The organism is Seonamhaeicola algicola, assembly GCF_007997385.1.
Classification (GTDB): domain Bacteria; phylum Bacteroidota; class Bacteroidia; order Flavobacteriales; family Flavobacteriaceae; genus Seonamhaeicola; species Seonamhaeicola algicola.
Genome location: NZ_VOSC01000030.1, coordinates 263531 through 276321, shown reverse-complemented (window position 1 = coordinate 276321; position 12791 = coordinate 263531). Strand labels below are relative to the sequence as shown.

9 protein-coding genes are annotated in these 12791 nt (G+C 34.8%); all 9 read left to right on the top strand.

Going from position 1 to position 12791, the window contains the following annotated elements:
- Positions 1–158 precede the first annotated feature (158 nt).
- The 9 genes from FUA26_RS13475 (at position 159) to FUA26_RS13435 (ending at position 12791) form a co-directional block, all read left to right on the top strand.
- Positions 159–1175 carry a zinc-dependent alcohol dehydrogenase gene (locus tag FUA26_RS13475; RefSeq protein ID WP_147137165.1) on the top strand — a complete coding sequence of 339 codons (1017 nt, stop codon included), beginning with the start codon at positions 159–161 and terminating at the stop codon, positions 1173–1175.
- Positions 1176–1251: 76 nt separating this feature from the next.
- Positions 1252–2016 (top strand): SDR family NAD(P)-dependent oxidoreductase, encoded by a 765-nt coding sequence (locus tag FUA26_RS13470; RefSeq protein WP_186826921.1) that lies wholly within the window; start codon positions 1252–1254, stop codon positions 2014–2016.
- A gap of 30 nt (positions 2017–2046) precedes the next feature.
- On the top strand, positions 2047–3471 hold the full coding sequence (locus FUA26_RS13465) for a sulfatase (RefSeq protein WP_147137160.1): 1425 nt from the start codon (positions 2047–2049) through the stop codon (positions 3469–3471).
- A 13-nt stretch (positions 3472–3484) separates the two neighbouring features.
- Positions 3485–4939: an aldehyde dehydrogenase gene (aldA, locus tag FUA26_RS13460; protein WP_147137157.1), complete on the top strand. Its 1455-nt coding sequence runs from the start codon at positions 3485–3487 to the stop codon at positions 4937–4939.
- Positions 4940–4993: 54 nt separating this feature from the next.
- Positions 4994–7153, top strand: a complete 2160-nt coding sequence (locus FUA26_RS13455; protein ID WP_246109140.1) for a glycoside hydrolase family 3 C-terminal domain-containing protein — start codon at positions 4994–4996, stop codon at positions 7151–7153.
- Positions 7154–7156: 3 nt separating this feature from the next.
- Positions 7157–8248 (top strand): mandelate racemase/muconate lactonizing enzyme family protein, encoded by a 1092-nt coding sequence (locus tag FUA26_RS13450; RefSeq protein WP_147137151.1) that lies wholly within the window; start codon positions 7157–7159, stop codon positions 8246–8248.
- A gap of 20 nt (positions 8249–8268) precedes the next feature.
- Positions 8269–9315, top strand: coding sequence for an aldose epimerase family protein (locus FUA26_RS13445; protein ID WP_147137148.1), 1047 nt, complete (start codon positions 8269–8271; stop codon positions 9313–9315).
- A gap of 22 nt (positions 9316–9337) precedes the next feature.
- Entirely contained in the window at positions 9338–10357 is a 1020-nt protein-coding gene (locus tag FUA26_RS13440; protein WP_147137145.1) for an L-rhamnose/proton symporter RhaT, read from the top strand.
- Between the two features lie 238 nt (positions 10358–10595).
- Complete coding sequence (locus FUA26_RS13435) at positions 10596–12791, top strand: DUF7133 domain-containing protein (RefSeq protein ID WP_246109139.1); 2196 nt, start codon at positions 10596–10598, stop codon at positions 12789–12791.

Here is a 12791-nt window from a genome sequence, read left to right as displayed (position 1 = left end):
TAAATGTGTTTTTTTTGTATATAAATCTTATTTTTATATTTGAAAAACTAAATATGTTGCTTTAAAAATCATTTGTCATAGTAATAATGAAAAACAAGAAGTAATATTGTTAAATAGTAAAAATTAAAAGTTTCAATAATTAGTTAAATTAAATTAAAATGATAGCAACACAATACGAAGGAAACAAAACCTTTTCGGTTGTAGAAAAGCAAATTGAAACTCCAGCAGCAGGCGAAGTAAGAATTAAAGTAGCCTATTCAGGAGTTTGTGGTACAGATGTGCACATCTACCACGGTATGATGGATAAACGTGTGGCAATGCCACAAACTATTGGGCATGAAATGTCTGGTGTAATTGATGCTGTTGGTGAAGGTGTTGAAGGCTTTGTTGAAGGAGATAAAGTTGTGGTTCGTCCTTTAGATGACCGTAAAGTTAAACCTTCAGACAAGGGTTTCAATCACATTTGCGAAGAGTTAAATTTCATAGGTATTGATAGCCCTGGTTCAATGCAACAATATTGGAATGTGCCAGCATTTGTGCTTCATAAGTTAAAAGAAAACACAGATTTAAAATTAGCAGCTTTAATTGAACCATTATCTGTAGCTACGCACGATGTACGTTTAAGTGGCTTAAAAGCAGGTGAAACCGCAGTTATTTTAGGTGGTGGTCCAATAGGTCTTTTGGTGGCTATGGTTGCTAAAGAAGTTGGTGCCCAGGTCATTATTTCTGAGGTTAACCCAACAAGAATTGCAAAAGCCAAATCTATGGGGCTTGAAGCTGTAAGTCCTTTAGATGTTGATTTAGTTGAATATGTAAAAGGGAAAACTGAAGGCGGATTAGCCGATGTTGTTTTTGAAGTGGCAGGTGTTCAACCAGCACTAGATATAATGACAGAGGTTGCAGGCATAAGAGGTAGAATTGTAATGGTGGCAATCCATGGGCAGCCAAAACCTGTAAATTTATTTAAGTTTTTCTGGAAAGAATTAAAGTTAATTGGTGCACGTGTTTATGAAAAAGAAGATTATGAAAAATCAATTGCATTAATAACAGCAAATGAATTGCCTTTTGAAGACATGATTACAGATGTGCAACCGTTGTCTAATATTCAAAAAGTGTTTGAAAATATAGATAACAATCCTGATGGCATGAAAGTTTTAATGGATTGCCAACTTTAAAAAATTATTAAGCAGTTAGTCTGTGTATAAAAAACAGATTGATAGTTAACATCAACAAAAAAATATAAAAATGAGTATTTTAAATAAATTTAGTGTAGAAGGAAAAACAGCATTAGTAACAGGGTGTAAACGAGGTATTGGTATGGCAATGGCTATTGGTTTAGCAGAAGCAGGAGCCAATATTATTGGTGTTTCGGCATCATTAGAGTTAGAAGGTAGTGAGGTGTCTAAAGAAGTAGAGGCTAGAGGTAAAAAATTTAGTGCTTATCAGTGCGATTTTTCTAACAGAGAATCATTGTATGCGTTTATTAAGGCGGTAAAAGCCGATCATCCTCAAATTGATATTCTAGTAAATAATGCGGGTACAATTTTAAGAACACCGGCTGCCGATCATCCAGACGATATGTGGGATAAAGTAATTGAGGTTAACCAAAACGCACAATTTATATTAACCAGGGAAATTGGAAAAGAAATGGTAAATAGAGGTAGCGGAAAGGTAATTTTCACGGCATCATTATTAACGTTCCAGGGTGGAATTACTGTGCCAGGTTATGCAGCAAGTAAAGGTGCTATTGGTCAGTTAACTATGGCATTTGCCAATGAGTGGGCAGGTAAAGGTGTAAATGTAAATGCTATTGCTCCAGGTTATATTTCTACAGACAATACAGAGGCATTACGAAATGACCCTGTAAGATCAGAGTCAATTTTATCAAGAATTCCAGCAGGCCGTTGGGGTAATCCTGAAGATTTTGCAGGCCCAACCGTATTTTTAGCTTCAGAAGCAGCAGCTTACATGAATGGAGCTATCGTGCTTGTAGACGGTGGTTGGATGGGTAGATAAAACTTAACATAAACATTAATTATTTTATTAATGACTATTTCAAAACTAAACTTTACTAAACTATGCTTATTACTTTTGGTGATTACATCTTGTAGTCACCAAAAAGTAGTGGCACAAAAGCCTAATATTCTGTTCATTTTTTCTGATGATGCAGGATACGCTGATTTCGGATTTCAAGGAAGCAAAGATTTTAGCACTCCCAATTTAGATGCTTTAGCAAAAACAGGGGTAAAGTTTACCCAAGCATACGTGTCTGCAGCTGTTTGTGGTCCCTCACGAGCAGGATTATTAACTGGTAAATATCAGCAGAAATTTGGGTTTGAAGAAAACAATGTAAAAGGGTATATGAGCAGTTCATCACGCTATTTAGGTGATAAAATGGGATTGCCTTTAAATCAAGTTACGGTAGCAGATTACCTTAAAAAGTTAGGTTATAAAACAGCTGTTTTTGGTAAATGGCATATGGGACATGCCGATGAATTTCATCCTTTAAAAAGAGGGTTTGATGAATTTGTAGGTTTTAGAAGTGGTGCTAGAAGCTATTGGGCTTATAATGACGAAGACCCATCAGGTGAAATAGAAAAATACCTAGAGTACGGATTTGGTAAATACAATGAACAACCAGAAAAGTACATGACAGATATTTTAGCAGATGAAACAGTGGCGTTTATTGAACGCAATAAAGAGCGCCCATTTTTTGCTTATTTGTCATTCAATGCAGTACATACGCCTATGGAAGCCCGTAAAGATGATTTAGAAAAAGTTCCAACGCATTTAACAGGCAGGCGCAGAACTTTAGCAGCCATGACTATTGGTATGGATAGGGCTATTGGGCGTGTACTCAATAAAATAAAAGAACTTGGGCTAAGTAAAAATACCTTAATAGTTTTTTCAAATGATAACGGAGGCCCTTCAGATACCAATCATTCATCTAATCACCCGTTAAGTGGTACAAAAGCAAATCATTTAGAAGGCGGTATTCGTGTGCCTTTTTTAATGTCTTGGCAAGGTGTGTTAACGCCCAATACAATATATAATAACCCAGTTTCTACTTTAGATTTATTGCCAACATTTGTAAATGTAGCAGGAGGTAATGCTTCACAAATTGATGGGTTAGATGGTGTTGATTTACTACCATTTGTAAAAGGAGAAATAAATGAAAAACCACACAAAACGCTCTTTTGGAAAAAAGAAAACAGAGCAGCCGTTCGTCATAATGAATGGAAATTAATTCGCTTTCCAGATAGGCCTGCTGAACTTTATAATATAGAAGAAGATATTTCTGAAGTAAACGATTTAGCATCAGAAAAACCAGAATTAGTCCGAGAGTTATATAAAAAACTATTTGAGTGGGAACTCACTTTAGATAGACCACTTTGGCAACTAAAACGCCTTTATGAAGGAAAGGCAGCTGAAAGAATGGATAATCATAGAAAACCAAAAATTAAAAAATAAATTACTAAATATTATGGGGCAAGTTAAAGAATACCAGTTGTTTATAAACGGAGAGTGGAAAACCTCTGCATCTGGAGAAACTATTGATATTATAAGTCCTTCTACTGAAGAAGTAGTGGCTAAAGTGCAAAATGGTACAGCTGAAGAGGCTATTGAAGCCTTAAAAGCAGCCGAAGCAGCTCAAAAAGAATGGAAAAAATTACCTGCACGTACCAGAGCAGATTATATGTATGCTTTAGCAGATGAAATAGATGCCAACAATGAGCGTTTAGCTGTATTATTAACAAAAGAGCAAGGTAAACTTTTAAAAGTTGCACGTTTTGAAGTGCAAGTTACAGCATCGTTTATTAGATATGCTGCCGAAGGAGCGCGTAGAATTGAAGGCGATATCATTCCTTCTGATAATCCAAACGAACAAATCTGGATTCAAAAAATACCAAAGGGTGTTGTTGTGGCAATTACAGCTTGGAATTTCCCATTAGCACTAGCAGGTCGTAAATTAGGGCCAGCATTAGTAGCCGGTAATTCAATTGTAATAAAACCTACTTCCGAAACGCCAATAGCAACACTAGAGTTAGGAGATTTAGCAAATAAAGTAGGCATTCCAAAAGGTGTTATTAACATACTTACAGGCCCAGGACGAGCCATGGGTAATGCACTTGTTGAAAGCCCAATAACTAAAATGATAACCATGACGGGCTCTACACCCGTAGGGCAATCTATTGCTCGTGCTGCAGCTAATAATTTAACACATGTACAGTTAGAATTAGGAGGTAAAGCACCATTTATTGCATTTGCCGATGCTAATATTGATGCAGCCGTAGATGCAGCATTGCATTCTCGTTTTGATAACTGTGGACAAGTTTGTACATGTAATGAGCGTATGTATATTCACGAAGATATTTACGATGTATTCATGGAGAAATTCTTAGCTAAAGTGGCTCAAATAAAAGTTGGAGATCCAATGCTAGAAGAAACTGATATGGGCCCAAAAGTAAATGCTTCAGAATTAAAGCATATGGAACATTTAGTAGAGGTATCAGTAAAAGAAGGTGCTACTATTGCTGCTGGAGGTAAAAAACCAGAAGGAAAAGAATTTGAAAAAGGTTACTGGTTTGAACCAACGGTTTTAACCAATGTAACACAAAATATGACTATTGTTCATGAAGAATCATTCGGACCAATTTTGCCTGTATTAAAATTTAAAACGTTTGATGAGGTTATTGGATATGCTAATGATTGTGAATACGGATTAGCAGCCATGGTATTTACCAATGATATGAATACCATTATGAAATGTAATGATGAATTAGAATATGGCGAAATATACGTAAACCGTGGTCATGGAGAGCAACACCAAGGGTTCCATAACGGCTATAAATTATCTGGTTCAGGTGGTGAAGATGGAAAATATGGTTTTGAACAATATTTAGAAAAGAAAACATTTTACATAAAACACACAGTTTAATTTAGTTTGCTTTACTTATAAATGAGAAATTACAGTATCTTATTTATACTTTTTTTGAATTCACTTATGGGCTTACAAGCCCAAGGTGAATTTAAGTGGTTTGATGAATCTATAGCTTTTGAAACGCGTGCAGATTTATTAATACAAGCCATGACGCTTGAAGAAAAGTGTAGTCAGTTTACATCAAGCTCACCAGCAATTAAACGCTTGGGCGTACCAGAATACGATTGGTGGAACGAATCTTTGCATGGTGTAGCTAGAAACGGTAAGGCTACTATTTTTCCTCAAGGTATTGCAATGGGAGCAACCTTCAATCCTGATTTAATTAAAGAAGTGGCATCTGCTATAACAGATGAAGCCAGAGCTAAATTTCAGGTATCATTAGCAATAAATAATAGAGGTAAATATGCAGGTTTAACTTTTTGGTCTCCTAATGTAAATTTGTTTAGAGACCCTCGTTGGGGGCGCGGGCAAGAAACATATGGAGAAGACCCTTATTTAATGTCTAAAATAGGTGTAGCCTATGTTCAAGGTATTCAAGGAGATCATACTAAATACTTAAAAGCTGCAGCTTGTGCTAAGCATTTTGCGGTACATTCTGGTCCTGAAGAATTACGACATAGCTTTAATGCTGTTCCCTCAAAGTTAGATTTATATGAAACCTATTTTCCTGCTTTTGAGGCTTTGGTAAAAGAGGCTAAAGTTGAAGGAGTCATGGGGGCATATAATGCTGTTTACGGAGAGCCAGCAACATCAAGTATGTTTTTAATGGATCAAATTCTTAAAAAAGAATGGGGTTTTAACGGTTATATAGTATCAGATTGTGGTGCCCTAGGTGACATTTTAAAAGGCCATAACAAAGCAAAAACAGCCGAAGAAGCATCAGCTTTAGCAATGTTAGCAGGTGTTAATTTAAATTGTGGCTGGGTTTACAAAGCTGGATTAAAAAAAGCTGTAGATAAAGGGTTAATTAAAGAAGAGCTAATTAATAAACGTTTAAAACAATTGTATTTAACACGATTTAAACTTGGTTTTTTTGATAAAACTGAAAGTAATCCATACAACAGTTTAGGAACCGAGGTTATTAACTCTCAAAAACATAAAGATTTAGCAAGAAAAGTAGCGCAGCAATCCATTGTGCTTCTTAAAAATAAAAACAATGTACTTCCTCTAAAAAAAGATATTAAGTCATTATATGTTACTGGAGCGTTTTCGTCTTCTACAAATATTTTAATGGCTAATTATTACGGCATGTCATCAAATTTAGTAACAGTTTTAGAGGGTGTTACAGAAAAAGTTTCATTGGGTACGTCATTAAATTACAGGCAAGGTGTACTGCCTTTTACTTCAAATTTAAACCCTAAAAATTGGGCGCCAAATGTTGCTAAAGAAGTTGAAGCTACCATATTAGTGGCTGGTATATCTAATGAAATTGAAGGCGAAGAGGTTGATGCTATTGCTTCAGAAACAAAAGGAGATAGAACACATTTACAACTACCTAAAAGTCAAATAGACTACATAAAAGAAATAAGCGAAAAGAAAAAAGGGCCATTAATTTTAGTAATAGGAACAGGTAGTGCGGTTTCTCTAGAAGAAGTTGAGCCTTTGGTTGACGCTATTGTTTTAATGTGGTATCCAGGAGAACAAGGCGGTAATGCCGTAGCCGATGTATTGTTTGGTGATGTTGCTCCATCTGGTCATTTACCTGTAACGTTTCCAAAAAATGTAAATCAATTACCTCCTTTTGATGATTACAGTATGAAAGGCAGAACGTATAAATATATGGTAAAAGAGCCAATGTATCCGTTTGGTTTTGGGTTAAGTTATGGAGAAACATATTTAGAAAACGCTGTTTTTAATTCCAATAAACTAAAGAAAAATAAAGAAGCCTTTGAGGTGGCTGTAGATATTACAAATAAAAGTAATTTGAATTTAGAAGATGTTGTACAAGTATACTTGGTTCCTGAAGACACAAAAGGTTATTTGCCTTTTTATGCTTTAAAAGCATTTAAAAGAGTAGCTTTAAAACCAAGAGAAAAGCAAACAATAAGTTTTATAATTTCTAATAAAAGCTTTTTACAAACCAACTTAAACGGCGAAAAAGAATGGATAAAAGGCAATTACAAAATTATTATTAGTAATGCCTTACCAAGTAAAAGAAGTAAAGATTTAGGAGCAGCTACCCCTGTAGAGCTTCCAATAATATTAAAATAAAAAATGAGTACAAAAATTTCAAAAGTACAAGCACGTTTATTTGAGGTGCCTTTACCAGAAGTAATGTCTGATGCTAAACACGGAGATCATTATCATTTTGAGTTAGTTACTGTTACTATTACTTTAGAAGATGGTAGCGAAGGCACAGGTTATACCTACACAGGAGGCAAAGGCGGTAGAGCCATTAAAGCCATGATTGATTATGATTTTGATGTGTTAGTAGGTAAAGACGGAACAGATATAGATGGTATTTATGATTTTTTAGAGTGGCACATTCATTATGTTGGTCGTGGTGGTATTGCATCATTTGCAATTTCAGCAGTAGATATTGCACTTTGGGATATTAAATGCAAAAAAGCAAACCAACCATTATGGAAAATGGCAGGAGGCGTAAATAATACCTGTAAAGCCTATTGTGGTGGTATAGATTTAATGTTTCCTATAGAAAAGCTTTTACGCAACATGCAAAACTACCTAGATAGAGGTTACAAAGCTGTAAAAATAAAAATAGGTAGAGATAATTTAGAAGAAGATTTAGAGCGAATTAAAGCAGTAAGAGAATTTATTGGGCCTGATGTAACTTTTATGGTTGATGCTAATTACTCCATGGATGTTGAAAAAGCTATTAAAGCTATTGAAGGTTTTAAACAGTACAATATTACTTGGTTTGAAGAGCCTATCATTCCTGATAATTATAAAGGTTTTGGAGAAATTGTAGACAGAACTGGTTTTCCATTAGCTATGGGCGAAAACCTACACACAATTCATGAGTTTGAGTACGCTATGGAACAAGCTAAACTATCATTTGTACAACCCGATGCTTCTAATTGTGGTGGTGTAACAGGATGGTTAGCAGCAGCAAGATTAGCTAATAAACATGGTATTCCTGCATGCTCACATGGTATGCAAGAGCTTCATGTAAGTTTGGTGTCAGCACAACCAAATTCTGGTTGGTTAGAAGTACACAGTTTCCCTATTGATGAGTATACAACCAGACCACTAGTGGTTGAAAACCACAGAGCTGTAGCGCCAGATTATCCTGGTGTTGGGGTGATTTTTAATTGGGAAAAGTTAGCACCCTTCGAAAAAAAATAAAACAAAACTAAATAAGACATATGAGTGTAACTAAAACTTCTTTTGGAAACTACAACGATGTAGATATACAACAGTTTACCTTATCAAATGATAATGGAATGGCAGTAAAAATTACTAACTACGGTGCTACCATAACATCTTTAAAAGTACCAGTTGATGGTGAGTTAAGAGAAGTTGCCTGCGGTTTTGATGCTTTAAGCGGTTATTTTTCTGAAGATTACAAAAATAATGCACCTTATTTTGGCTGTACTGTTGGTCGTTATTGTTCGCAAATCAAAGATTCAAAATTCACCCTAAATGATAAAACATATAGTTTAGCTGATAATTGCGGACCAAATAATTTACATGGTGGTGCAGTTGGTTTTGATAAAAAAATATGGGATGCTGAGGTTATAACTATTCAGGGAGCATCTGCTGCACTAAAAATGCGTCTTAAAAGTAAAGATTTAGAAGAAGGATTTCCAGGGAATGTTGATGTATCTGTAGTTTTTAGTATTAATAATGCTAATGAACTTCATATAAATTATGAGGCAACACCTGATGCTGATACGCCACTATCATTAACCAATCACACGTATTTTAATTTAAGCGGATTTTCTGAAAGTATAGAAAACCACAAAGTGCAAGTTAATACTAATAAACGTTTAGAAACTGACGAAACTGGTGCTGCTACAGGCGTTATTTTAAAACTTAATAATAAAGCAGACGATTTGCGTCAGCCAAAACGAATTGCTGATGTACATCAAGCTATGGGTGATGGTTTTGAGCATTTTTACGTGTTTGATAATCCAAATGCAAATCTCATTCAAACGGCAGTTATTACAAATTCGGTAGGTGATTTAAGTTTAGAAGTATACTCAACCGAGCCAAGTATGTTGCTTTACACGGGCAAATATACATCCAATGATTTAAAACGAGAAGATGGCACCCAATTTGGAAAATATAGAGGTTTTTGTTGTGAAACGCATCGTTATCCAAACGGTCCAAATATTCAAAATTCACCAGGTTCAATAACCAAGGCAGGTGAAACGTTTACAAGTACAACAATTTTTAAGTTTAAAAACTAATTACTAACTAATACTAATTATTATGATTACAGGTGTTTTATTTGCCATTTTAGCAGGCTTATTACTAGGTTTATACGCATTACCTGAAAAGTTTACCAAAGATTATGAGTTTGAAAATACATGGAGTATGTTCTTTGCCATAAATACTTTTGTGGTACCTAATGTAGCTGCCTTTTTATTAATTGATGGTTTTACAGATATTTTAGCAGCTATTCCTTCTGATGTGTTAATTGGTATGGTTGTATCAAGTGTAGCATGGGGTATAGGTGCAATGATGTGGGGAAAAGCCATTAACTACATAGGGTTGTCATTAGGGTTTTCAATATTTATAGGTACCATTATTTTGGTAGGCTCATTAATACCATTTTTTGTAAATGGTGTACCCGCAACTAATATATTTTTAACAATTTTGGCTGGTTTGTTAGTGGTACTGGTAGGTGTTATGGCAAACGGTAGAGCTGGTATTATTCGTCAAAAAGATGAAGCAGGTAATACAAACAATGAAGAAAAGAAAAGCGGCTCTATAATAACAGGTATTTTAATTGCAGTAGTTGGGGGGTTATTAGCAACTGGCTTCAGTTTTGCAAATTCTTACGGAGCAGAAATTATAGATAAGGCTTCTCAAGCACAAGGCAATCCTTCTTGGAAAAGTGCTATTGCTGTTATGTATGTTATTTACATGGCTGGTGGTGTTGCTATAGCTATATATTTTGCACAACAATTAACAGCAAAAAAGTTGTGGGGTAAATTTAAAACACCGCATTTGGGTAAAAACTTATTATTAACCACCATAATGGGGATTTTTAACTTTGCAGCATCAGTAGTTTTTGCATATGCAGCCTTTAAATTAGGTGAGTTAGGTGGTAGTATTGGGTATGCAATATTTAATACAGCCTGTGTTGTTACTGCTATTGTAAGTGGTTTAATTACTAAAGAGTGGGTTAAAGCATCAGCTAAAGCTAAAAACTTTTTATACATAGGCTTAACTTGTATGGTTGTAGGTATTATTATTGTAGCCTATTCTAATAGTTTAGCAGCTTAATAATATAATTTAAATAATTAAAAGGCGCATTGTTAATTACAATGCGCCTTTTTGTATATAAAAAGTAAAGTAGTAATTATTGGTCAAATTAGCGGGGTAACTAATCTAGCTTATAAAATGTATGATAGCTTTTATTAAGTTTGAAAAAATGAAACATTTGTTATCGTTATTGAAACAAATATGGTGTATAAACAATGACTAAATTTTTATTTTGCAGCATAAACTAAATTCACATTAAATGAAATTGAACATGTACCATTTAGCTACCTTTTGTTTGGTGGCATTAATATTCTCTAGCTGTAAAAAAGAGAAAAAAGTATATGCTGATGTTATTTACACAAAACCAGCAATAGTTAAAGATCCGCCAATAGATTTTCTATCACCCGAAGAAAGTATTAAAACCATGCATTTGCCTGAGGGTTACAGGGTAGAACTTGTTGCTAGTGAACCTATGATAAATGAGCCCGTAGCTATTGAATGGGATGGAAACGGAAAAATGTATGTGGCAGAAATGCTTACTTACATGCAAGATGTTGATGGTACCAACCAACAGAAACCTTGGAGTAGAATTTCAGTTTTAGAAGATTTAGATAACGATGGTAAAATGGATAAAAGTACCGTTTTTATTGATAGTATTATTCTACCAAGAATTATAATGCCGTTAGACGATAGACTTATTGTTGGTGAAACTTACAACCGACATATTTGGAGTTATAGAGATACTGATGGAGATAATGTAGCCGATGAAAAAATTAAACTTTTAGATGCACCAAAGCGCGATAATTCTAATTTAGAGCACCAATCTGCTAGCATGCTTTGGGGTATTGATAATTGGTTATATTTATCAAAAAACTCTATTCGCTACAGGTTTACCAGAGGAAAAATTGAAGCAGATACTTTACAAGATGCTCCTAATGGTCAATGGGGGTTAACACAAGATGAAATAGGTCAATTATATTACTCTAGTGCAGGAGGTGAAGTACCAGCATTAGGTTACCAACAACACCCATACTACGGTACTTTAGAATTAGAAGGAAAATGGGAAGAAGGTTTTGAGCAAGTATGGCCCATTACAGGAACACCCGATGTTCAAGGCGGCTTAAAAAGGTTGCGAGAAGATGGTACACTTAACCATTTTACAGCAAGTTGTGGGCAAGCTATTTATTTAGGAGATAAATTACCACCAAATCTTTACGGTGACTTGTTTATCCCTGAGCCTGTTGGAAGATTAATTAGACGTGCAAAAGTTGAAAACATAAATGGTAAAAAAGTACTTAAAAACCCATACGAACAAACAGAATTTTTAGCCTCTACTGATATGAATTTCAGACCTGTTGATACTAAAACAGGGCCCGATGGTTGTTTATATATAGTAGATATGTACCGAGGTATTATTCAGGAAGGAAACTGGACCCGAAAAGGTAGCTTTTTAAGACCTGTAATTGAAGAAAAAGGACTGGATAAAAACATAGGTAAAGGTAGAATTTATAGAATTGTGCATGATGAAATTAAACCTTCAAAAGTAGAAAACCTTTTAGATAAATCGGCCAAATCATTATTGCCATATTTAGGGCATGCCAACGGTTGGTACAGGCTTAATGCACAAAAACTTATTATTTTAAAGAAAGATACATCGGTAATTCCAAAACTTCAAAGTATGGCTTCTAAGGGTAAGCCGCTGGAAAGACTACATGCTTTATGGACACTAGAAGGGTTAGATGCTATAAATGAAAGTACAGTACTTAAAGCTTTAAAAGATGAAGATGCACGTGTAAAACAAGCTGCTTTAAGGTTAAGTGAAGCTTTTCATGCTAAGGGCAATGCAGCAATTTTTTCTGCATTAGCAAGCATGAAAACAGATACAGATATTAATGTTATAGTACAGTTGCTATTGTCACTTAGGGCCAACAAAACACCTGAAGTTAAAAGCCTAATTAAAGAAATTATGGCTGCTCATCCAAACAATGAAGTTGTAAAAGTTACAGGAGAAGAAGGCATAAAAGAAGTGCCACCCGTAATAGAGCAACTAAAAAAGAAATATGTTTTAGAAAACTCGCATGTTAGAAAAAATATCATTGAAGGTTACAAAAACTATAACAGCATATGTGCAGCTTGCCATGGTAAAAATGGCGAAGGTATTGATGGTTTAGCACCAGCGTTAGTTGGCTCACCAAGAGTAAAAGGCAATAAAGATATTACCACCAAAATTATACTTAATGGCTTAACAGGGCCTATTGACGGGAAAACCTATTCTGGTGTTATGGTTGGTATGAAACACCAAGATAATGATTGGTTAGCCAGCGTTTTAACTTACGTAAGAAAAGAGTTTAACAACGCATCTCCTGTTGGTGGTTGGCAAGTGCAACAAATAAGAAGCCAAATTAAAAATAAAGAAGATTATTTTACTATTAAAGAATTATATAAAAACAAATAA